Genomic DNA, 22,936 nt, shown 5'->3' with positions numbered 1-22,936 from the left:
GCGTTACCTGCCAGATCGTTGACGCTTAGTTGGCGAAGCTGGCGTAGCGCGAATGCGCTTGTCACCCACGATGCGGCGCTTGGCTGGAACGGCTGCGGTTTCTGGCACCATGACTTCGTCATAATAATGCTCTTCCGTCACAATTTGCCGTGTCACACGGTGTTGCGGAATGGCGACCAGAACCGGTTGCATCGTGTAAGTGTAGGCATAAGCCTGCGGATAGTAATATCCGGAGTATGCGGGGCGGTAAGCGCCCGAATAATAGTCATCCAGCCATTCTTCGCAGTCGCGCGCCGCTCGGCGTTTGCCGCTTCCCGATATCGCCGATCCGATCGCTGCACCGGCGAGGCCCCCGATACCGGCACCGATCAGAGTGCCGCCCAACCGTTCGCCGTCAGCCACGCGGTTGCCGATAATGCCGCCGGTAACGGCGCCCAACAGCGATCCGATAATACTGCTCTTGCCTTCGCCGCGGCCATATCGTTCGCGGCATTGTGCGAGCCATTCTTCACGTTCGAACTGTCCGGCTGCAGCCGGATATCCGCCAGCCATCGCCGGAGCCTGATAATAGCCTTGCGGATAGGAATAATAAGGGGAAGCGGTATGGTGGATTTGTCGGTGATGCATTTGGCCATAATCCATCTGGCTCTCGTGATGGGGGCCGCGGATCATAGGTTCGCCCTGTACCGGGTCCGGCGAAACGCTGTACACTTCGCGCTCCACCTCAACCGAAGCCGGCAGCGGCTCTGTTTCAAACTCCTCAATCTCCAGCCGCGGAGCACCGGGCAGCGGCTGGACCACCGGGTCGGAACGCATAATGACTGTTTCGATGTCTTCGGCGGTTTCGGCTTTTTCCACCTGCGTCACGGGCTCATACACAATGACCGGGGCGTCCTGTGCGGCAACTGCCGCTGGGAAAAGTGATATTGCAAATGCGCTCGCGGCAGCTTTGATTCGGACAGACATGTTCCATTTCCCCAAGTCGGGCCACTCGAATTGCGTTATGGCGATTCTCGCAGCATTAGGGCAAAATTTATCATCGTCTTGCGCAGAAACCCAAGCATGCTGCGCGCAATGTCCCGTTTCGGGGCGCTTGGCCCGGGCTCAGACGTGTTCGGCGATAGCGGCCGATAATTGTTCCAGACCGGCCGCATCCTGCAGCGTAAAACGCGCAAGGCGGGGACTGTCGAGATCGATTACCGCGATTACTTTTCCGTGCCGCATAACCGGCACCACCAGCTCAGATTTTGTATCCGCATCGCACGCGATGTGACCGGGAAACCGGTGTACGTCTTCGACCAATTGGGTTGTACCGCTGGCTGCAGCAACGCCGCAAACGCCCTGTCCGATGGCGATTCGGATACAGGCTGGTTTGCCGACAAACGGCCCCAGCACCAGTTCGCCATCCACCACCCGGTAAAAGCCTGCCCAGTTCAGGTCGGGAACAAATTGCCACATCAACGCGGCGATATTGGCCATATTGGCGACAACATCTGGCTCCCCATCGACCAATGATGCAGCAGCGGCATTCAGTTCGCGGTACATCTCGTCAGCCGGGAGGCTGTGATCGGCATGAAAATCGTACATGGCGGTTAGTTAAATGAATGCACCATTGCCGCAAGGCCGCAGAGCATTTATCACCGCCAGCATGAGCACAAAACGCAAAATTCTTATCGCCTTGCTGGTCCTTATCCTTGCGGTCGCCGCACTTGGCGCGTGGCTGCTTCGCGGCAACACTGCAGATTACTCGGTCAGCGAAGTAACCGGAACCGAACCATTGTTGGCCGATCCGGAAGCGGAAAGTTTCCCGACCGTGGCCATTGCAGACCCGATCGGCTGGAAGGATGGTGAAGTTCCCGCTGCTGCTGAAGGGCTCGCCGTCAGCCGCTTCGCCGATGGGCTCGATCATCCGCGTGTCATACACACTCTGCCCAATGGCGATGTTCTGGTCACGCTTACCCGCGCACCCGCGTCCGAAGGGCCGGGCGGGATACAGGGCTGGATTGCCGGAATATTGTTTGAAAAGGCGGGCTCTGCCGGGGCCTCGCCGGAACAACTGGTCCTGCTGCGCGACAGTGACGGAGATGGTGCTGCCGAAACCCGCAAGGTGCTGCGTGACGATCTGGAATCGCCGTCCGGTATCGAGTGGGCGGACGGCAAACTTTATGTCGCCAACCACAATGCCGTCCTGTCATTCGATTACGAACTGGGCGCTGATGCGGTGACCGGCAAGGCAACCAAACTCATGGATCTGCCGCCGGGCGGTGGGCACTGGATGCGCAATCTCGCGCTGTCGCCGGACGGCAGCCAGCTTTACGTGGCGGTCGGATCCGTTTCGAATATCGGCGAGAAAGGCATGGAGATCGAAAAAGGTCGTGCCGCAATCCACGAACTGGACGTTCAAAGCGGCAAGTCGCGGCTGTTTGCAACAGGTCTCCGCAATCCCAATGGCCTCGCATTCAATCCCTGGAGCGGCGAATTGTGGACCACGGTAAACGAACGCGACATGCTCGGCTCGGACCTCGTGCCTGATTACCTTACCAATGTGCCCGTTGGGGTGAATTATGGCTGGCCGTGGTTCTACTACCGTGACAACGTAGACGACCGTGTGAAAGCACCCATGCCGTCCATGGTTGCAGGATATGTGCGCCGTCCCGAATATGCGCTTGGCCCCCATGTTGCAGCGCTTGGAATGGTTTTCACCGAGCAGGGCAGCCGAATGGGCGATGCATTTGGCAACGGCGCGTTTATTGCGCGTCACGGGTCGTGGAACCGCAAACCGCCGTCGGGCTATGATTTGATTTATGTCGCGTTTGACGAGCGGGGAAATCCGCAAGGCAAACCAGTCGAAGTACTGGGCAGCTTCCTCACGTCGGGTGGTGACACGCGCGGCCGGCCGACGTGGGTGGACTGGGCCGCCGATGGTGCCTTGTTGATGAGCGATGATACAGCCGGAATTATCTGGCGCGTCATAGCCGCCAATGCGAAGCCCGCCACCGCCCCGGCACTGTTCGAAACCGAAAGCCTGCCGCCGCGGCGCAATCTCGTGGATCCGCGCTCAGGCCGCAGGGATCAATAGCCAACCGGCTACAGCGCTATACCCGCGCGCCCGGCCAGTTCGGTGATGTATTGCCATGCAGTCCGGCCGGACCGCGCACCACGCTGGATCGCCCATTCCAGCGCGTCCGCAGGTTCAAACCGTAATCCTGCCGTTGCCGCATAACGACTGACGATTTCGAGATATTCGTCCCGGGAGCAATTATGGAACCCGATGGTGAGACCAAATCGATCAGCGAGGGCCAGCGCATCGTCTAGCGCATCACGCGGGTTCAATGCGCCGGACTGTTCGGCAGCTTCGCGCGGGACAATCGACCGGCGGTTTGAAGTAACTGCGAGCCTCACATTGGTCGGACGTGCATCGACCCCGCCTTCAAGCCAGCTGCGGAGTTGGCGCGGACCAGCGGTGTCTTCGGGGGCAAAGCCCAGATCATCCATATAGACCAGAAAATTGCGATCCTGCTTTGCAAGAATGGCGAAGAGATCAGGCAAACGGGGCAAAGCATCGATGGCCACCTGCACCAGCGCGATCGCGCCCGGATGGATGGTCTGCGCTGCGATCATGCCCGAGCGCAAAAGAGCAGACTTGCCCATCCCGCGAGCGCCCCACAACAGCATATCGTGCGCAGCATGACCTTGCGCGAGCCGCAAAATGTTCTGCGTCACGATGCGTTTTTGCACATCAATGGCGAGTAGCTCGTCCAACAATGGTGCTTCAATCCGGTCTATTTCGCGGGGCGGACGTCGGCCCCACGAATAGGCCGGGCTGCCCTGCCAGTCTGTCAGCCCATCCGGCGGCACAATCCGCTCCAGCGCAGCGGCAATGCGCGCCAGCGGATCGCCCTGGTCCGTCATCCTGCCAATTGTTCTGCGGTCAGTTCGTAGAACAGGCTGCTGCCCCCGCGGGCCGCAGCGGCAAGGCCGCTTGCTTCAGGCACGATATGTTCAAGGAAATAGTGGACAGTGACCGGCTTGATTTTGTCCAGCGCCGGCGCATCGCCTGCTTCGACCGCGTGTTTCTGTCTGAGCATTTGCCAGCCCGCGACAGCAACGGCGCACATTTCGGTAAATGGAACACTGCCTGCCAGCCGATCATCGAGGCTAGCCTCGTCAAGCATCCATGCAGCGATCCCGGCGCATTCGCCCGCCAGTCTGGACAGTCCCGGCGCCTCCGCCGCTTCCGCTTCGATCTCGCGCAGCAGACCAATTAGCACTGCGCCGTTTTCGAAGCCCAGTTTGCGCGTGACGAGATCGGCAGCCTGGATACCGTTGGTGCCTTCGTAAATCGGGGCGATTCGGGCATCGCGGTAATGCTGGGCCGCCCCGGTTTCTTCGACAAAACCCATTCCGCCGTGAACCTGCAGGCCAATGCTGGCCACCAGAACGCCGGTGTCGGTTCCCCAGGCCTTTATCATCGGCACCAGGCATTCACTGCGCATCCGGGCTTGGGCATCACCCAAAGTGCCACGATCAACCTGACCGGTCGTGTAATACAGCAGCGCGCGCATTCCCTCGGTCAGGCTGCGCATCCGCAACAGCATCCGGCGAACATCGGGATGATCGATTATTGCCACCGCATCGCGGCTTTCCGATCCCGCACGCGCGGACTGGACCCTGTCCATTGCATAATGGCTGGCTTGTTGCAGCGCGCGTTCCGCCACTTCAACTCCCTGCGCGCCGACATTGATTCGCGCAGAATTCATCATCGTGAACATGGCGCGCAGTCCGCCAAATTCCGCACCGATCATTTCACCGATACATTCGCCATTATCGCCGAAACTCATCACGCAGGTGGGCGATGCATTGATGCCGAGTTTATGTTCAAGGCTGACACAGCGAAGATCGTTGCGCCCGCCCAATGACCCATCGGCAGAGACATGATATTTGGGCACAACGAACAGCGAAATGCCGCGGCTTCCTTCGGGCGCACCCGGCGTGCGAGCAAGCACCAGATGGATAATGTTGCGGGACAATTCGTGTTCGCCCCAGGTAATGTAAATCTTCTGGCCCTGGATCATGAACTTGCCCGCGTTTTCGCCGCTCTCGATCGGGGTAGCAGTAGAACGCAGCGCGCCTACGTCGCTGCCCGCTTGCGGTTCGGTCAAATTCATCGTGCCTGACCATTCGCCGCTTACCAGTTTTGGCAGATAGATATTCTTCTGCGCATCACTGCCATGATCTTCGATCGCATCAACCGCGCCGATGGACAGCATAGGTAACAGATTGAACGCGAAATTCGCTGTCCCAAGGTTTTCAAGCACATTGCAGCCCAGCGTGCTCGGCAAACCCTGCCCTCCATATGCGGTCGGCGCGGAAATGGCGTTCCACCCTTGTTCGACATAAGCTTCGTAAGCCTGCGCAAAACCATCGGGCAGGCGGACCACCCCGTTCTCCAGTTTGGCACCTTGTTGATCGCCGATCCGGTTGAGCGGAGCCCATTCGCCGGAAGCAAATGCGCCGATACCTTCCGCGATAGCTTCGACCATATCCGCTTCGGCTGCAGCGAACCGTTCGCTTTGGGAAAGTTCGGCGATTCCGGCATTGACCTTCATGGCGAGCAGTTGGTCCTGGGTAGGCGGTGTGAAGCTTTGCACGTGTGATTTCCTTGGCTTTTGTGTGCCCCACCTATAGCGCGCGGGCATGGCTCGCAAGAACGCTACGGAAACGCTGCCCGCAAATGCAGAAGGAATCGCCAAAGCTGCTGAAATGCTGCGAAATGGCCAGATTGTCGCTTTACCGACCGAGACGGTCTATGGCCTGGCTGCGCGCGCAGACAGCGACGCGGCGGTTGCGCGTATTTACCGGGCGAAGGGCCGGCCCAGTTTCAACCCGCTGATTGTTCATGTGGGTTCGCTGGATCAGGCCAGGACAATTGCCCGGTTCAGCGAGGAGGCAGAGAATCTGGCGCGTCGATTCTGGCCCGGTCCGTTGACAATCGTTCTGCCCACGCTGGCTGGCTCCCGCCTCGCAGCCGCTGTAACGGCGCGCCTGCCGACGGTCGCGCTGCGCCACCCGGCGCATCCTGTCATGCAGGCGCTATTGGCTGCTACAGGCCTTCCATTGGCGGCACCTTCGGCCAATCGTAGCGGCGATGTGAGCCCTACCGATCCCGCTCATGTGGTGCGGTCGTTGGGGCAGGCGGCCGGCCTGGTGCTTGATGCCGGGCCATGCGGGCAGGGGCTGGAGTCGACAATCGTCGCGCTACGCGAAAACGGAAGTTGGCAATTGTTACGACCGGGGCCGATTTCGGAGGCCGCAATCAGTCAAGAACTGCGATGTGCCGCATCCGCTGGCAGTTCCACGATCGAGGCGCCGGGCCAACTGACAAGCCACTATTCTCCTGGCAAACCCGTCAGGTTAAATGCGAAAACCGCCGAGCGTGACGAATTTTTCATCGGCTTTGGAAACATCGGCGGAGATACAACCCTGTCGCAGGACGGCAATCTTGTGATTGCTGCATCACGGCTTTACCGGACGCTTCACGAGGCGGCCGCATCGCCCAAACCGCGCGTTGCTGTGGCACCTGTTCCGGCCGGCGGCATTGGCGCCGCAATCAATGACCGGTTGCAGCGCGCCGCTGCGGGGCGGGACTAGTCCGGACTGACCGGTACGCCCGGCAACATTTGCTCAATTCTGGCGTGGCTTTCGCGCGCCTGCTCGCAGGCGGCGCGATCGCCATTCTCACATTCCTCGAGTTGCTTCTCATAACGGCGCTCCAGCTTGCCCAGTTCTTCCTCGCGCTTGCGTAATTCACGGCCGCGCTTCTCGTCTGCTTCGGATTGGCTGGTCGTTGCAAGATCGACCGCTTTTCCGGCAATTCTGACAGGCGCTGTCACAACGTCGAAAGCTGTTTTCGCTACGCAGCCCGATACGGCGGCTGACATTGTAATGCAGAAGAGGAAAACAGAAACGGGGCGCATGATCGAAGTTCCTTCGCCTCGCACCATAACGCCCCGTTTATTACGCTTGAATTAAACGAAGACTGATAAAACTAATTGCCGTCAGTCGGTGTTTCGGGACCTTCCGGCGTTTCAGGAGGTTCGGCCGCTTTTGGTGCTTCCGTTGTCGCAGGGGTGCCCGCACTGCAATTCAGCGTGCCCGAGCCCATTGAATTGATGGTGCATTTCGCACTACCGCGAACTGTCACATCGCCCGATCCCATTATTTTGGCATCAACTGTTCCGTCAGACGCAAACTCGGCATCACCAGAACCGGCGATCGTGATATCGGCCTTGTCGATCTTGAGGCCGCCCATCAAAGCGGAGCCTGTGCCCGCTACGGTCATGTCCATGGCCGCCGCCGTGCCATTCGTTTTGTACGTACCTGATCCGGCAATAGTCAGGTCCAGACGGTCAACCTTGATGTTCTGTGTCGCAACTTCACCTGAGCCGGCGATCGTCACATCGGCATTGCCCGCCATTGTGCCGCCGATGATCTTGCCGGAACCGGCAAGCGTGATGCTCGTAAGGGCAGGCATAGTGACATTGACGGTCGCCGCACCCTTTGTTTTGCTGCCTTTTGCCCGCGTGACAGTCAGCGTCTCACCGTCGAGGTCGAACCTGAGCTGTCCCGTTACGGCGGCGTCACCTTCTACCGTAATGGCGAGATTCGCGCCCTCGGTGATCTTCACCGTATCCGGGCCCGCCAGAACGATTTCGGTCGGGGCCGCACCCGCCATATCCAGTTCGGACAATGGTACGCCGTCAGCCCCGTTTATATTCATGTTCAAATTGTCGCAGCCCGATGTAGCCACGCCCAAAGCGAGTGCTGCAATGGGAGCTATCCTGCGGAAAAATTTATGGAGCATGTTTGCCTCTCAACTTGGTCTGTGTTGCCACCTTAATACACCAATCAGGTAAAAATTCAACCGCGTAAAAGAAAGGGGCCACGCTCTTCAGCGTGGCCCCTATGCTGTTTGTCGAATGATGCGGCGCTTATTTATCGTCGTCGTCACTCACATAATATTGCGGCGCGTGTTCTTTAAGAACATTTAGGATCTTCGTGAGCGCGGTTGGCTCGTCAGTTTTTTCCATCGCAGCCAATTCGCGCGCAAGCCGGCTCGAAGCAGCTTCAAATATCTGGCGTTCGGAATAGGATTGCTCTGGCTGATCTTCAGGTCGAAACAAATCGCGGGTAACTTCGGCAATGGCCGATAGCTCGCCGGAATTGATCTTTCCTTCATATTCCTGGGCCCGACGCGACCACATGGTGCGCTTGACTTTGGGTTTGCCCTTCAGTGTTTCCATAGCTTCGCGCAGCGTCTTGTCGCTGGAAAGTTTACGCATACCGATCGCTTCGACCTTGTTTGTCGGGACGCGCAGGGTCATGCGTTCTTTTTCGAACCGCAGCACGTACAGTTCCAACTGCATTCCGGCGATTTCTTCATTCTGGATTTCGGTCACACGGCCTACACCGTGTTTGGGATAGACGACATAATCGCCGACATCGAAGGCGAGTGCGTTGCCTGCCATGAATATTCCTTTCTTTAGGCTGGGCCGCGGTTCGAAATGATGAATCGTCCGACCGTCCGCAATCGGGGCGGGCGTCTGACAGTCAACAATTTCGAGAGGGGGCCGGCCTGCCTTTCAATCAACACGACTGCGCCGTAACCCGCGGGTTACGGCCAGTTACGCCATTATATAGCAGATTCGCCAGCAAAATACCATAGTTGCAAATTGCGACCGAATTAGTCGCCTTCGCCGGGCGCTTCGGAGAAGTGTTCTTCGAACTTATTCTCTTTGCCCTTGAATTCATCGGCATCGGCCGGCGCTTCGCGCGAAACCGTGATATTGGGCCATTCGGCAGAAAATTTCGTATTCACCTCAAGCCATTTCTCAAGCCCGTTTTCCGTATCCGGCAAAATAGCTTCGGCGGGACATTCCGGTTCGCAAACACCGCAGTCGATACATTCCGACGGGTTGATGACGAGCATATTCTCGCCTTCGTAGAAACAGTCGACGGGGCAGACCTCGACGCAATCCATATATTTGCATTTGATGCATGCATCAGTCACGACATAGGTCATTGCAGTCTAATCCTCTTCGTACGGCGGTAACGTACCGGCTGCTAATGTGCTTTCGCCTGCCGGGTCAAGCGATTGCGGCTCCACAATACGATAATGCGCGATGGCCTGGGCCGGAGAGCCGCGCCGGTCGGGCAAGGACACAAGTTCGATCACGCGAACATTCTCGCCGAGCGGTAGCGTCAGGATATCGCCGACGCTCACCTTTAGCGCATCATTGGTAACCCGCACACCATTGCGCCTGATATGGCCCATTGCGATCAGGCTCTGGGCTTTGCTGCGTGTTTTGGTTAGTCGCAGCAGACACAGCAGACGGTCAATTCTGATCAACCGAGCAAATCCGCCAAGCCGGCAAATGCGCCGCCACCCTCTGGCTGCCGCTTTACTTCCGGCTGGCTGCCCTTGCGGCTGCGACTTTGCAGTTTTTTGCTGTCGGCCAACTTTCCATTCGTGCGGCGAGCCGGGCGCCACTGCCACAGCAAAGGCGCAGGCGGACCAAACGCATCCGCCGCAAGTTCCTTGTGCGGGAATTTTGTAAAGCCGGTCTGGCGCATCAGATTATCAAATGCGGCCTGCTTCAGCCCGGTTGAAGTGGCAAGCGCCTGATCGATGGCAAATTTGCGCGGTTTTGCCGCGCCGCGCCCATCATGGGCAGCCCGCACGATTTTCTCAGCCACATCAACGCGAATGGCCTGTTGGCCCACCATCCGGTATCCCGCTGGTGCCCGGCGAACATCATTGACGACCGGCTGCATATTGTCCTGAAGCGGGCGTTTATCCGCCCCGTTATCGTGCAGCATTCTGCGTGCTGCCGGTTTGAGCAACGCCGGTACGAATATATCGAGCGCGCCGATTACGACGCCAAGGCGGCGAAGCAAGCGTCTATTTTCCTTGGGAACTATTTCCAGTCCCGCATTTTCACGCGCTAGCAGGCCGTGCCCTTCAACCAGCTTTATCAGCAGCGCACGGGTTTCCGGACCGGCATCCGGATCACGCGAACCCGCTTCGAGCGCGTGTAGCGGTGCCAACGGTTCCATCCGAAGGCCGAGCCAATTCCGCAAGCCATCCAGCAATTTGTCTTTGGCCTGCGCCGGCAGCAATGCCAGATTGCGGTCAGCTTCGAGCTTCGTATTTCGCTGCACAGTGGCAGTGCGCGCAAGCGTTTGCCCGGACCAGATTACGCTACCTTCCCTAAGTTCGACACCGGCGAAATCACTCTCGATCAATTTTCGCGATCGCTGCGCGAGCAGCCGCGGCAGGGCGCGTTCTGCGGCTGCCAGAAGCATCTTGCGGTCTGCCACACCTGCCAGCGGATCGACGACAAAACGGAAACCTTCTACCGAGCCGATGACTTCGTCCTCGACGGTAACTGCGCCGCTGTCTGTCAGTACAACCGGCAATAATGATGAATTTTGGCCCATATTCTTCATCAATAGAGCAGTTCGCCGATTTACAAAACGTTCTGCGAGCCTGGCATGCAAGGCGTCGGACAACCGGGCTTCCACCGCGCGGGCTCTGGCCGCCATTTCGTCGCGCGCCAGCACCCAGTCGGGTCGCTGCGCGATATAAGCCCAGCTGCGGATTGCCATGATCCGCCCCTGAAGCGTGTCGATATCGCCCTGCATATTGTCCAGATCAGAAATTCTGGCGGCCATGTAATCCGCGCCAAGATAGCCGCCACCTTTCAAATCCTGCCACAGACGTGCCACGAACCGCGAATGCGCCTCAATTCCCAACTGACGAAAATCGGGCAGCGAACATGCTTCCCAAAAACGCCTGACAGAGCCGGTCCCGCGAATCTCGTCCCCCAATGGTTCGCCGGCAAGCCGCTTGAGGACTGCCAGATCGATGGTTTCGGGCGCCGGCGCGAGCACCGGATCGAGCGGAACTTCCTCCAGATCGCCGATCAAGGCGGCCAGATTATCAAGCCGCGGCTGCGCATTGCGCCAGTATAACTTTGTGATCGGTGCAAACCGGTGTTCTTCGATCGCATAAACTTCTTCGTCGGTAAATTCGGGAATTTGCCCGTCTTTCCTGATCCCCGCGAGCGTTCCGAACGTGCCATCGCGCTGGTGCCTGCCCGCGCGCCCGGCAATCTGCGCCATCTCATGCGGGAAAAGTCGACGTTTTCGCACGCCGTCAAACTTGGTCAGTCCGGCAAATGCCACGTGATGCACATCCAGGTTCAGACCCATGCCGATGGCATCGGTTGCGACAATGTAATCGACCTCGCCGTTTTCGAACATTTCGACCTGGCGGTTGCGCGTCGTCGGGCTAAGCGCGCCCATCACCACTGCCGCGCCGCCGCGAAACCGCCGCAGCATTTCGGCAACAACGTAAACCTGTTCGGTACTGAAGGCGACAATTGCGCTGCGTGGCGGCAGACGAGACAATTTGCGCGGACCGATATGGCTCAGTGTCGAAAACCGCGGGCGCTGGATTATCTCCGCATCCGGCTCGAGCGCGCGGATCATCGGTTCCAGCGTTGCAGCACCCAGCAGCATCGTTTCGTCGCGCCCGCGGGCATGCAGCAGTCTGTCGGTGAAAATATGTCCGCGCTCGCGGTTCGCGCCCAATTGCGCCTCGTCCAGTGCAACGAATGCTTTCCCGCCGCCATCGCGCGGCATTGCTTCGGCCGTACAGCACAGCCAGCGCGCGCCCGCCGGTTCAATCCGTTCTTCGCCGGTGATCAACGCGACTTCCCTGTCGCCTTTGATGGCGCAGACACGGTCATACACTTCCCGGGCAAGCAACCGCAGCGGGAAACCCATGGCCCCGCTAGAATGGGCGCACATACGCTCGATCGCCAAATGGGTCTTACCCGTGTTGGTCGGCCCTAAAACTGCCTTGAGCTGGCTGTCAGTCACAAATGGAATGTGGCACTTGCACCGGGCCTAAACAACCGCCCCGACTGTCTAATCAACCCGTCTTGCACAGCCATCGTATTATCGCAGCTTAAGGCGGAATTAACTTTAAATTGACGGACGTTGCGGCAAAGAAGTGTTTCGATGCCCTTCTGGGCGCGCGAAACGGCAAGGGGAGCGGTGCGCTTGTTCACGTCACCTGATGACGAACCGGACGACGTAAAGGGGGGCGGCAGCACGATGTTGGCGCTTTCGGGCACGCATGTGCTTGACTATGGCAAGCCGCAAGTCATGCAGCGCGTGCGCAGCCTTTCCGACAGATTTACCGAATGGCGCGCCAACACATCGGAAAAATTCGAAACCATCGATCTGGCGCCTGATCTGGCCGAAGAAATCGGCAGCAGGCGCTGGCTGCGCGGTGCCGGCACATTGCTTGGTTTGTCGGCAATCGCGCTGGCTTTCTGGCCCGATTTCTCACCGGTTGAGGCTGCGCCTGCAATGCGGATCGATGAAAGCGCGCGCGATGAATTCCGCAGCCAGATGATTTTGCCCCTGGCGCTGGGCGGCGATACGGGCCGCCGAATGGCGGCAACACCCGCAGTCGTCAAATTGAAAACTGCGCCCGAACGCCCAAGCATCGACATGGTTGCAACGCTGGCCAAAGGCGACAGTTTTTCCCGTACCTTGCGCCGCGCAGGGGTGGGACGGGACGAGGCTGAGCTTATTGCCAATATGATCGCCGCGGCAGTCCCCTTGTCCGATATCGAGGCCGGTACACGGATGGACATAACGCTTGGCCGCCGCCCTGCAGCAGATGATCCGCGCCCGCTGGATGCCATGCGTTTTCGCGCCCGTTTCGATCTGGAACTGGCGCTGGAGCGGACCTCGGGCGGGCTATCGCTCAAACGCAACGCCATCAAGGTGGACAGCACACCGCTGCGGATCCGCGGCATTGTCGGCAACAGCCTCTACCGTTCGGCCAGGGCAGCAGGCGCGCCGTCTGGCGCGGTCCAGCAATATCTTCAGGCGCTTGACGGCCAGCTCAATCTGGAACGCGACATTGTCGCGACCGACCAGTTCGACCTGATCGTGGAATACAAGCGTGCGGCGACCGGCGAGACGCAGACGGGCAAGGTGCTGTATGCTGGAATAGAGCGGGGCGGTTCGCCGCGCGCGCAATTGATGCGCTGGGGCAGCAGCGGGCGCTTTTTCGAAGCATCGGGTGTGGGCGAACAGCGCAGCGGGCTCGTGCAGCCCGTCGCCGGCCGGATTTCATCGGGTTTCGGGATGCGGCGCCATCCGGTTCTGGGTTATCGCCGGATGCACTCGGGAATTGATTTCAAGGCGCAGCGCGGCACACCGATCGTCGCTGTCACGGACGGCGTCGTCACAGGCTCGGGGCGCATGGGCGGCTGCGGTAATGCAGTAAAACTGCAGCATGGCGGCGGTCTTGCGACACGCTACTGCCATATGAGCCGGATTGCCGCCGACCGCGGCGCGCGCGTCCGGCGCGGTCAGGTCATCGGCTATGTCGGATCAACCGGGCTTAGCACCGGCCCGCATCTCCATTATGAATTGTACCGGGGTAACCGGAAGGTCGATCCGCGTTCCGTCAGCTTCGTAACCAGAGCCCAGCTCGAGGGTGCCGAATTGCAGCAGTTCCGTGACCGGCTGGCTGAACTAAGGCAAGTAAAGGCGGGTGAGGCGTTGCAGCGGTTGACACCGGAAACCAGCGCGCCCGAAGCGCCCGTCCGCGAAATCGACCGCATTGCTGCGCCAAAGAAGGTCGGTTGAGCAATTGAAAGCGCTATCAAGATGGGGCAACAGGCGCGGATGAGCGCTTCATTTCCTGCCTTGCGCATGCGCCGCACCAGGTCCGCCGGTTGGAGCCGAGCGCTTCATCGCGAGAATATTCTCACCCCTGCCGATCTGATCTGGCCCCTTTTCGTGACCGAAGGATCAGCGGTGCAAGAGCCGATCGCGGCATTGCCGGGCGTTTCACGCTGGTCGGTAGATGGTATTGCCGCACGTGCCAAAGAGGCCGCGGCGCTTGGTATTCCCTGCATCGCATTATTTCCCAACACACAGGCGGATCGCCGCAGCGACGACGGCGCAGAAGCCCTCAACCCCGACAATCTGATGTGCCGCGCAATCAAGGCTGTCCGCGATGCGTGTGGTCATGACGTCGGCATTCTCACCGATGTTGCGCTCGACCCGTACACTGCCCACGGGCAAGACGGACTGGTGGATGAACACGGTTACGTCGTAAACGACGACACGGTTGCCGTTCTGGTCGATCAGGCGATCAACCAGGCCGAAGCGGGGGCAGACATTATCGCGCCGTCCGACATGATGGATGGCCGCGTGAAGACCATTCGCATGGCGCTGGAAATGGGCGGACACCACAATGTCCAGATTATGGCTTATGCGGCAAAATATGCGAGCGCATTCTATGGACCGTTTCGTGAAGCGGTGGGATCCGGCGGTCTGCTTAAGGGTGACAAGAAAAGTTATCAGATGGATCCGGCCAATGGCGATGAAGCCTTGCGCGAGGTCGCGCTTGATATCGCCGAAGGTGCCGACAGTGTGATGGTAAAGCCGGGGCTGGCCTATCTCGATATTGTCCGGCGGGTGCGCGAACGTTTCGAAGTGCCGGTGTTTGCTTATCAGGTCAGCGGCGAATATGCGATGATCGAAGCGGCGGCTGCAGCGGGCGCCGGCGACCGCGATGCGCTGGTGCTCGAAACATTGATGGCATTCAAGCGGGCCGGTTGCACGGGCGTTCTGACATATCATGCGCCGTTGGCCGCGCAATTGCTTTCGGAATGATCGAAACCGCGCGGTTGATCATCCGCGATTGGCGCGATGACGATATCGATGCTTTTCACGGTATGTGCAGCGATCCGGCGGTCATGGCGACGCTTGGCCCGTTAATGGACCGTACGCAAACCGCCAGCCTAATCACCGATTTGCAGGGCCGTGCACAGCGTTTCGGGCATACATTCTGGGCTCTGGAACGCAAAGACGATTCGCGCATGATCGGGTTTACAGGGTTAGTGCGCGGCAAAGTCGAACCGGTCAAAAACCGGCTTGAGATAGGCTGGCGACTGGCCAGCGAGACATGGGGTCAGGGTTACGCCCGCGAGGCGGCACAGGCATGTTTTGCATGGGCGGCGGCGAACCGGACCGGCGAACCGGTGTTTGCGATAACGTCAGTCAAAAACAAGGCAAGCAGGGGTCTGATGGTCCGCCTGGGGATGACGCATTTGCCCCGGCTGGATTTCGGGCATCCCGGATTGGCGCATGGCGATCCGCTGCAGCCGCACGTGACATATGTAAAGGAACCCGGTTGATGGAAGCGAATTCCGGCACATCGCGCCGTGCCCTGTTTGTGGCTGCAATCCTGACGGGTAGCTTTCTGCTGTTTCTGGTGCAGCCCATGGTTGCCAGGCTTGCACTACCCAGGCTGGGGGGTGCGCCCAATGTCTGGAACAGCGCCATGCTGGTCTATCAGGCATTGCTGCTCGGCGGATATGCCTATGCCCATTTACTGGGCAAACTGGCGGTCAAACGTCAGGCCGCAATCCATCTGACGCTGCTCGCGATGGCCGCGCTGACATTACCGATTACGCTGGCAAACCTCGATCCGCCGTCTCCCGGCTGGGAGGCTTTGTGGGTGCCCGCGCTACTCGCGATGACGATCGGCCCGGTGTTCTTTCTGGTGTCTGCGCAGGCGCCGTTGATGCAGCGGTGGTTCGCTGCAGATAAAAGCGCTGGCGATCCCTACGCGCTGTATGCGGCATCCAATGTGGGCAGCTTTGCGGGCCTGATAAGCTATCCTTTGTTGTTCGAACCCAACCTCTCGCTGCGCGCGCAAAGTCTGGCCTGGAGCGCCGGTTACGGGTTGCTGTTGATGCTTGTGGCGCTCACCGCATGGGCGCGGTGGAACGCGGCGCCCTATACCCAAAGCGCCGCCGAGACGCCGCCAGAACCGATTGGTTTCAAACGGATCGTGGTCTGGCTAGCGCTTGCTGCGGTGCCTTCCGGCCTGATGCTTTCGACCACCACTCACCTTACGACAGACATTTTTGCGATGCCGTTGCTGTGGGTGATTCCGCTGGGTCTGTATCTCCTCAGCTTTGTCCCGGCATTCTCCGAAAATCGTGTCGCGGCCAATACGTTTATCCGGCCTGCCCCACTGGTTCTGTTGCTGGCAGGAGGAATGGCTGCGGTTTCCGAAGGCGGTGGTAACATGTCGGTTGCGCTGGCAGCGGTGGTGATGCTGTTTGTCATTTCGGTCGCGCTGCATTCGCGCCTGTATGAAGACCGGCCGGACCCGTCACGCCTGACGCTGTTCTATCTTGTGATGTCGGCTGGCGGCGTTCTGGGCGGATTGTTTACCGCGCTGATTGCGCCTTTGGTATTCGACTGGGTTTGGGAACATCCCCTGCTTGTCCTGGCGGCGGGCCTGCTGGTCCCGCTGGGTTACCTGCCGCGCTGGATGCAGCGGTTCAACAAAACCGAAAAACAGCGCTTGGTTACTGTGGGAATTGCCGTGATGATTGCCATCGGCCTCGGCGTTGCCATGGTCAAGGCAATGGAAGCCCGAGACAATCTGTTGGTGGTTTGTCTGATGCTGGCTATCGCGCTTTGCGGCCTGGCTGTGCGCACGACCCGCTGGGCGTTCGTGCTGGTGCTTTCAATTATCATGCTGACGAGGGGCGGCTTTGCTACTCTGGAAGTGTCGGCCAAGGATTTGCGCAGCCGAAGCTATTTCGGGGTATATACCGTGCGCGATTATGCCAATCCGGACATTCGCACATTGGCACATGGCACCACCTTGCACGGAAAGCAGTTCCTCGATCCGGAGCGGCGACGGGAACCGACCAGCTATTACGGCAAAACGTCGGGGGTCGGGATTGCCTTGGGTTCGGCAGGCGCAGTTTTTGGAGATGGCGCGCGAATCGGCGTGGTCGGGCTGGGAACCGGTACGCTGGCATGTTACCGGCAGCCGGGTCAGACATACAGCTTCTTCGAAATCGACCCGGCTATCCTTGCATATTCGACGCGCAACGAATTTACATTTTTACCGCAATGCGCACCCGATGCGAAAACGTATCTGGGCGACGCACGGCTGGAATTGGCCAAACTGCCCGCCGGTTCGTTTGACATTCTGGTGATTGACGCATTCAGTTCGGACGCAATACCGCTGCATTTGCTTACGCAGGAGGCGCTTGATGTGTATCAGCGTGCGATTGCCGATGATGGCGTGATCATCGCGCATATTTCCAACCGTTACATCAATTTGCGGCCGGTGCTAGCGGCCGCCACACGAAAGCGCGGCTGGGTTTCGGCGCTGCGCGATGACCGACCCGGTAAAAACAATGTTACCGATGCATCCTATTGGGTTGCTATGGCGCCCAAACCGGAAAAAATGGCAGCTTTGTTGGCATCACGGCCAACATTACCATGGCGGACGCTGGGCCCTGAAGCAGACGTGGCCTGGACCGACGATTACGCTTCCACAATTCCGTTTATCCAATGGGAAAACCTACTGGGGACAGACTGATGACCAAGCACAGGCCCGGCGTTTCGATCATACCTATCCACGGAAAATCCCCAAGGATCCACGACAGCGCTTTTATCGCGCCGGGCTGCCGTATCATTGGCGATGTGGAAATCGGTGCCGACAGCAGTATCTGGTACAACTGCGTCTTGCGCGCGGATGTCAGCCGGATCGTCATTGGCGAGCGGACGAATGTGCAGGACGGCAGCGTTATTCATTGCGACCCCGAACGCCCGGGCGACCCTGATGGCTCGCCCTGCATTATCGGCGACGATGTGCTGATCGGCCATCTGGCCATGATCCACGGCTGCAACATTGCGGATCGCGGTTTCGTGGGTCTTGGTGCTATTGCAATGAACAAGGCCCGGATCGGCAGTGACGCGATGTTGGCGGCAGGCGCAATGCTGACCGAGGGCAAGATTATGGAGCCGCGCCAATTGTGGGCCGGACGCCCGGCAAAATATTTGCGCGATTTACCCGAGGCCGCAGTGGCCGGGATGCGGGCTGGTGTCGCCCATTACACCGAGAATGCAAAGCACCACAGCTTGGCGGTGGACGCTGCAAATTTCGACTGACGTCGGGACGCCCGCAGTTGCGCGGCGCAACTAATCCCTGATCAGCGCCTGAAGTGACCCGATCCGGTCCGCTTCGTGCGGCGGTTTGTCCCACCGGATACGGTGAATGCGCGGAAACCGCATGGCCAAACCCGACTTGTGCCTCTTGCTTTCATGAACCGAATCGAATGCGACTTCGAAAACCAGGCTCTTGTCTGTTTCGCGGACTGGCCCGAAGCGGTTGAGAGTGTTTTGCCGGACATGCCGGTCAAGTTTTTTCAGCTCCTCGTCGGTAAACCCTGAATAGGCTTTACCCACCGGAAGCAAATCGGCACCCTTGTCGGGATCGCCGTTCCAGCAACCGAATGTGTAGTCGGAAAAAAAGCTGCTGCGTTTCCCGCTGCCGCGCTGCGCGTACATCAGCACACAGTCGATTAACAGGGGATCGCGTTTCCATTTATACCACAGGCCCGTTTTGCGCCCCGCGATATAAGGGCTGTCGCGGCGTTTCAGCATCAGCCCTTCGATTGCATCGTCACGCACGGTAGCGCGAATTTCTGCAAGCTGGTCGAAAGTGTCCGCATGGACGATTTGCGATATGTCGAAATGGCTGTCGGGTAACTGCGGGACCAGAGCCTCGAGCTGTTTGCGCCGGGCTTCCCACGCCAGTGAGCGCAAATCCTTACCGCCGATTATCAGCGCATCATACAGGCGCACAAATGCCGGTGCATCGGCTAGCATCTTCTTGCTCACGGTCTTGCGGCCCAGCCGCTGCTGCAATGCATTGAAACTGGCCGCACCGACCGCTTCGCCGCCCTGGACACTGCCGCGGACCAGTAATTCGCCATCAACCACTGCGGGTATCTGCAAAGCGGTCACCAGTTCGGGGAAGGTCGCCGATATGTCGTCGCCCGAACGGGAATATACCCGTGTCTCGCCCGCCACGTTGACCAATTGGACACGGATGCCGTCCCATTTCCATTCGGCCGCATAATTGTCCATCGACACCACAGTATCTTCTAGCGGGTGGGCCAGCATGAAGGGGCGGAACAGCGGGACATTTTCGGTATCCGGCGGCGCAGCGCCATCTGCGGCCCAGGCAAACAATTCCTGATAGGGCGGTTGCAGCGCGTGCCAATATTCTTCGACATCATCCACCGACACGTCAAATGCCTGCGCGAATGCAACCTTGCCAAGCCGCGCCGAGATGCCGATCCGCATCGCTCCGGTGGCGAGTTTCAACAACGCGTAGCGGCCCGATGGATCGAGGCGGTCCAGCAGCGCAGGCAGGTCCTTTGGTGCAGTCGCCCGCGTCATGGCCGTAAGCGCTTCAACCGCTTCACTCACCGTTGGTGGGGGAGCAATTTTGCCATGCGGTTCAGGCCACAGCAGACTGGCGGTTTCTGCAGTATCACCCACAAAATCCCGGCTTAGCGACCATAATACCGGGTCAACCCGTTCTTTCATGGCATTGCGGATGGTGGTGGATTTAACCGCCGCGAAATCCAGCCCGTCTGTCAGCGCGGCCAATGCCCAGCCGCGGTCAGGGTCTGGCGTTTCGCGCAAATATTCGGCGATTTGCCTGAGCTTGGCATTCCGGCTGCCGGTATAGACCAGCGTGTCGATCAATTTCGCAAAGCGCTCCATAATCAGGTTTTTCCTGCTTCACACAGGATTAAGCTGGGATTATCAATTACGCCCATCAGGCGTCCTTTTGCGCCGTGTCCGGAATGGAATTCAATGTGATCAAATCTATCGCACTCGCCTTGTCCTTGATGATAGTACCTGCTGCTGCGCAGGCCGGAGAACCGGTCGCCGATAGTGCGGCAGTAAAGGCCGCGCTCTCGACGCAAACGCCGATCGTGACCCTGATGGCGGATCCTGCTGCTGCGGCAGTGGTCGAAAAACATATGCCCGGCATCACAGGGCATCCGAATTATGGTGATTTCAAGGACTGGAGCCTTCGCCAGGTCCAACCATTCTCGCAAGGTATGATCACTGACGAAATGCTGGCTGCAATAGATGCCGGCCTTAAGGCGCTTGCCGCCGGCTGAGACGAGGTGCGGGGATGGGCGGACAGCGGGTTCACTCATCCTCATCCTCCCGCCCGACCAGCGCAAGCGCCCTTGCCTTGCGCTGGGTCAATTGATGCCAGCGCAACAGCGCCTCTTCGCGCCCATGGGTGATCCAGCTTTCCTGCGGGTTCACTTCCTCGATTGTGCGGGTAAGTTCCTGCCAATCGGCGTGGTCACTGATTATCAGCGGTAGTTCGACCCCGCGCTGACGCGCCCTTTGCCGCACGCGCATCCAACCCGATGCCATTGCGGTGATCGGGTCAGGCAGACGCCTGCTCCAGCGGTCAGCCAGCGCCGATGGCGGCGCGACCACGATATGGCCGCGCATGTCATCCTTGCTGTGACCCGCCACCAGTTTCAGATCGCCCAGCGCAACGTCCCATTCTTCGTATAGCCGGCACATTTTCTCCATTGCGCCGTGAAGGAAGATCGTATCCAAATGCCCCGCCGCGCGCAGTTCGGCGATTACCCTCTGGGCTTTCCCCAACGCATATGCGCCGACAAGAACGCAGCTGTCGGGATTGTCAGCCAGTGCCTTCAGCAGCTTGGCAATTTCATCTTCGATTGGCGGGTGGATAAACAGCGGCAAACCAAACGTCGCCTCGGTAATGAGGATATCGCAGGGGGTGACTTCGAACGGCGGGCATGTGGGGTCGGCGCGGCGCTTGTAATCGCCTGTGACGATGACCTTTTCGCCGGCGTGTTCGAGCAGGATTTGCGCGCTGCCAAGCACGTGTCCGGCGGGTATATATGTAGCATCAACTCCGCCCTTGAGCCTCAGCGTTTCGCCGTAGGGTGCAGGCGTCGCACCCGAATCCGTCTGGTAACGCAGATTCATTATCGCCAGCGTTTCAGGCGTCGCAACCGTCATGCCGTGGCCGCCACGCGCGTGGTCGGCGTGGCCGTGGGTCACCAGCGCATTTTCAACCGCGCGCGATGGGTCAACCCAGCAGTCGGCAGGGGCGACATAAATGCCGTGCGATTCGGGCTGGATCCAGGAAAAGGGTGCGGCCATCCCTAGATGAAACCGCACCGGTGCAAAGTGTTCCGCTTTAGCGGTCAGTTGGCGCTAGGGCCGCTGACCGCGCTCACGCGAACGCAGCCATTCCTGCCAGCGGGTGATATCGGGATCATCTTTCAGGATTTTGCCTTTCGGGTCCGCGATATAATGAACCGTGGCCGACCCCAGATCGAGCGATCCCTTGCCGCCACCCATGGGAACGACAATGGTCCTGCCATCCACCAGAACTTCGACCGGCATCGGGAACGTCCCTCCTGGTGCCTGCCATTCCAGATTCAGTATTTTCCCTTCACGGTTTTCAACCAGCTTGGGCAATTCGGCGCTGCGTAAATATGTTTCGAAAAACCAGCCAAAATCCTTGCCGGTCACGTCATTGACGATAGCGAGGAAATCGTCGGTGCTTTTGACGACCGGGACAAAATTGCCGGGCTTTGGATCGTCCCGGCCGTAAACCAGCCGGGTGGTCGCCTTGAAGAAATTTTCATTGCCCAAATGCTCGCGCAAAGTGTGCAGCACCCATGACCCTTTTGCGTAAATATCGCGGCCCCATCCAGCCTCTCCATCGAGATATTTGGTGCTGCTGATCCGTTCGCGCGGCGCAACCGGGAACCGGTTTATGAGGCCCTTCCGCGCTTGCCACAAATCGGCGTGATAAGCGAGTTCGCCATCTTTCCACAAAAGATACAGCGGTTGCATATAGGCGCCAAAGCCTTCGTGTAACCACATATCGGCGCTTTCAGCATTGCTCAGCTGATTGGCGAACCATTCATGCGCAAATTCGTGCTGCATGAGCGTGTCATAACCTTCGGGAGTAGGCCGGTATTGATTGCCGTAGGCGTTGATAGTCTGATGCTCCATGCCCAGATGCGATGTCTCGGCAACGCCCACCTTTTCGTCCGCAAAGGGATAAGGGCCAATCAGTTCCTCGAAAAAATCGAGGTAGATCGGCATTTCTGCCATCAGCACGGGTGCCTGCCCGGCGCTTTCGGGCAGATGCCAGTATTTGACCGGAATGGTGTTGCCGAACCGGCTTTTGTATTCAAATTCCAGCAGTTCATAAGGCGCGATATTCAGCGAGACGCCATAGCTATTGGGGTTTTTTGCGCGCCAGTTATAGGTAGTCCAGTCGCCTTTTTGTTCGACACTCTGCAAGACACCGTTACCTGCAGCCACCAGCGGGGCCGGCACGGTTATCGAACTGTCGAGCACACCAACCTCGCGCGTAGGATGGTCCATACACGGCCAGAAAATGTCGCAGCCCTGCATCTGAATTGCAGTCGAAATCCAGTCTGCGCCCGAGGGTGTCTTGTCCCAGACAAAGCCGCCATCCCAAGGCGCGCGCACCGCAACGTGCGGCGTGCCTGCGTAACTGATGCTGACGCGGGCAGTTTCACCAGCCGCCAGTCTCTTTGGTAACGTAATTGAAAGAAACCCGTCGGGGTTGGACCAGCCTGTTTTCGCAAGCGTCTTGCCATCGACGGTGATCGCCGAAATGTCATAGCGCGGATCGAGATCGAATTCTGCCCTGGTCACCGCGTCAGTGGCCATGATCTGGTAATCAGCGCGGCCGATAATGCTTCTTGTTGCGGGATTAACCTTTAGCGAAAGCGCCAGATAAGGCAGCTGTGTACGCAGCTGGTTTTCACTGAGCGGTAGGCCGCTATCCTGCGTGCGCGCAGCCAGCACCGGAACTTCCTGGGCGCTTGCCGCTGGCGCCACAGCCCCGAGTGCCAAACAACTTGCGGCTACACCGCAGATAAACCTCGCACGCATAATT

General features: G+C 58.9%; 21 protein-coding genes. 8 read left to right on the top strand and 13 right to left on the bottom strand.

The window, feature by feature from the left end:
* Positions 1 to 3 precede the first annotated feature (3 nt).
* Both WFP06_RS00235 and WFP06_RS00230 read right to left on the bottom strand, forming a co-directional pair.
* A complete protein-coding gene (locus WFP06_RS00235; RefSeq protein ID WP_336985251.1) occupies positions 4 to 966 on the bottom strand; it encodes a glycine zipper 2TM domain-containing protein in 963 nt (320 codons plus the stop codon).
* A 138-nt stretch (positions 967 to 1,104) separates the two neighbouring features.
* Positions 1,105 to 1,587 (bottom strand): GAF domain-containing protein, encoded by a 483-nt coding sequence (locus WFP06_RS00230; protein WP_336985250.1) that lies wholly within the window; start codon positions 1,585 to 1,587, stop codon positions 1,105 to 1,107.
* A gap of 61 nt (positions 1,588 to 1,648) precedes the next feature.
* Between WFP06_RS00230 and WFP06_RS00225 the strand changes: the two genes are divergently transcribed.
* On the top strand, positions 1,649 to 3,079 hold the full coding sequence (locus WFP06_RS00225) for a PQQ-dependent sugar dehydrogenase (protein ID WP_336985249.1): 1,431 nt from the start codon (positions 1,649 to 1,651) through the stop codon (positions 3,077 to 3,079).
* Positions 3,080 to 3,087: 8 nt separating this feature from the next.
* On the opposite strand, the gene WFP06_RS00220 is transcribed toward WFP06_RS00225, so the two are convergent.
* On the bottom strand, positions 3,088 to 3,912 hold the full coding sequence (locus WFP06_RS00220; RefSeq protein ID WP_336985248.1) for a DUF815 domain-containing protein: 825 nt from the start codon (positions 3,910 to 3,912) through the stop codon (positions 3,088 to 3,090).
* Positions 3,909 to 5,699 carry an acyl-CoA dehydrogenase family protein gene (locus tag WFP06_RS00215; RefSeq protein ID WP_419716207.1) on the bottom strand — a complete coding sequence of 597 codons (1,791 nt, stop codon included), beginning with the start codon at positions 5,697 to 5,699 and terminating at the stop codon, positions 3,909 to 3,911. The genes WFP06_RS00220 and WFP06_RS00215 overlap by 4 nt, the downstream gene beginning before the upstream one ends.
* Here WFP06_RS00215 and WFP06_RS00210 point away from each other — a divergent pair.
* A complete protein-coding gene (locus WFP06_RS00210) occupies positions 5,698 to 6,651 on the top strand; it encodes an L-threonylcarbamoyladenylate synthase (RefSeq protein ID WP_336985247.1) in 954 nt (317 codons plus the stop codon). The genes WFP06_RS00215 and WFP06_RS00210 overlap by 2 nt on opposite strands.
* On the opposite strand, the gene WFP06_RS00205 is transcribed toward WFP06_RS00210, so the two are convergent.
* The 6 genes from WFP06_RS00205 to WFP06_RS00180 form a co-directional block, all read right to left on the bottom strand.
* A complete protein-coding gene (locus tag WFP06_RS00205) occupies positions 6,648 to 6,941 on the bottom strand; it encodes a hypothetical protein (RefSeq protein WP_336985246.1) in 294 nt (97 codons plus the stop codon). The genes WFP06_RS00210 and WFP06_RS00205 overlap by 4 nt on opposite strands.
* A gap of 107 nt (positions 6,942 to 7,048) precedes the next feature.
* Entirely contained in the window at positions 7,049 to 7,864 is an 816-nt protein-coding gene (locus WFP06_RS00200) for a head GIN domain-containing protein (RefSeq protein WP_336985245.1), read from the bottom strand.
* A 127-nt stretch (positions 7,865 to 7,991) separates the two neighbouring features.
* Positions 7,992 to 8,528, bottom strand: coding sequence for a CarD family transcriptional regulator (locus WFP06_RS00195; protein WP_336985244.1), 537 nt, complete (start codon positions 8,526 to 8,528; stop codon positions 7,992 to 7,994).
* Positions 8,529 to 8,743: 215 nt separating this feature from the next.
* Positions 8,744 to 9,082, bottom strand: a complete 339-nt coding sequence (gene fdxA, locus WFP06_RS00190) for a ferredoxin FdxA (protein ID WP_336985243.1) — start codon at positions 9,080 to 9,082, stop codon at positions 8,744 to 8,746.
* A gap of 6 nt (positions 9,083 to 9,088) precedes the next feature.
* Positions 9,089 to 9,409, bottom strand: a complete 321-nt coding sequence (locus tag WFP06_RS00185; RefSeq protein ID WP_336985242.1) for a S4 domain-containing protein — start codon at positions 9,407 to 9,409, stop codon at positions 9,089 to 9,091.
* Complete coding sequence (locus WFP06_RS00180) at positions 9,406 to 11,946, bottom strand: helicase-related protein (protein ID WP_336985241.1); 2,541 nt, start codon at positions 11,944 to 11,946, stop codon at positions 9,406 to 9,408. Before WFP06_RS00180 ends, WFP06_RS00185 begins: the two co-directional genes overlap by 4 nt.
* 183 nt (positions 11,947 to 12,129) lie before the next feature.
* On the opposite strand from WFP06_RS00180, the gene WFP06_RS00175 reads away from it, so the two are divergent.
* Genes WFP06_RS00175 through WFP06_RS00155 form a run of 5 tightly spaced genes read left to right on the top strand, consistent with a single transcriptional unit; the run spans position 12,130 to position 18,084 of the window.
* The gene (locus WFP06_RS00175; RefSeq protein ID WP_336985240.1) at positions 12,130 to 13,737 is read left to right on the top strand and encodes a M23 family metallopeptidase; all 1,608 of its coding nucleotides are present in this window, start codon (positions 12,130 to 12,132) and stop codon (positions 13,735 to 13,737) included.
* Positions 13,738 to 13,776: 39 nt separating this feature from the next.
* On the top strand, positions 13,777 to 14,772 hold the full coding sequence (gene hemB, locus WFP06_RS00170; RefSeq protein ID WP_336985239.1) for a porphobilinogen synthase: 996 nt from the start codon (positions 13,777 to 13,779) through the stop codon (positions 14,770 to 14,772).
* Positions 14,769 to 15,296, top strand: coding sequence for a GNAT family N-acetyltransferase (locus WFP06_RS00165; RefSeq protein WP_336985238.1), 528 nt, complete (start codon positions 14,769 to 14,771; stop codon positions 15,294 to 15,296). Before hemB ends, WFP06_RS00165 begins: the two co-directional genes overlap by 4 nt.
* Positions 15,296 to 17,512, top strand: a complete 2,217-nt coding sequence (locus WFP06_RS00160; protein ID WP_336985237.1) for a spermidine synthase — start codon at positions 15,296 to 15,298, stop codon at positions 17,510 to 17,512. The genes WFP06_RS00165 and WFP06_RS00160 overlap by 1 nt, the downstream gene beginning before the upstream one ends.
* Positions 17,512 to 18,084, top strand: a complete 573-nt coding sequence (locus WFP06_RS00155) for a gamma carbonic anhydrase family protein (protein WP_336985236.1) — start codon at positions 17,512 to 17,514, stop codon at positions 18,082 to 18,084. The genes WFP06_RS00160 and WFP06_RS00155 overlap by 1 nt, the downstream gene beginning before the upstream one ends.
* Positions 18,085 to 18,114: 30 nt before the next feature.
* Here WFP06_RS00155 and WFP06_RS00150 read toward each other — a convergent pair whose 3' ends face one another.
* A complete protein-coding gene (locus WFP06_RS00150; RefSeq protein ID WP_336985235.1) occupies positions 18,115 to 19,710 on the bottom strand; it encodes a cisplatin damage response ATP-dependent DNA ligase in 1,596 nt (531 codons plus the stop codon).
* Between the two features lie 95 nt (positions 19,711 to 19,805).
* Between WFP06_RS00150 and WFP06_RS00145 the strand changes: the two genes are divergently transcribed.
* Positions 19,806 to 20,117 carry a hypothetical protein gene (locus WFP06_RS00145; RefSeq protein ID WP_336985234.1) on the top strand — a complete coding sequence of 104 codons (312 nt, stop codon included), beginning with the start codon at positions 19,806 to 19,808 and terminating at the stop codon, positions 20,115 to 20,117.
* 31 nt (positions 20,118 to 20,148) lie between these two features.
* Here the strand turns inward: WFP06_RS00145 and WFP06_RS00140 are convergent, their stop codons facing one another.
* Together WFP06_RS00140 and WFP06_RS00135 are read right to left on the bottom strand one after the other, a co-directional pair.
* Complete coding sequence (locus WFP06_RS00140; protein WP_336985233.1) at positions 20,149 to 21,153, bottom strand: ligase-associated DNA damage response exonuclease; 1,005 nt, start codon at positions 21,151 to 21,153, stop codon at positions 20,149 to 20,151.
* Positions 21,154 to 21,207: 54 nt separating this feature from the next.
* Entirely contained in the window at positions 21,208 to 22,932 is a 1,725-nt protein-coding gene (locus WFP06_RS00135; RefSeq protein ID WP_336985232.1) for a M1 family metallopeptidase, read from the bottom strand.
* Between the last annotated feature and the right edge of the window lie 4 nt (positions 22,933 to 22,936).

The organism is Altererythrobacter aquiaggeris (assembly GCF_037154015.1).
GTDB lineage: Bacteria > Pseudomonadota > Alphaproteobacteria > Sphingomonadales > Sphingomonadaceae > Aestuarierythrobacter > Aestuarierythrobacter aquiaggeris.
This window is presented reverse-complemented; position numbering and strand designations above follow the sequence as displayed.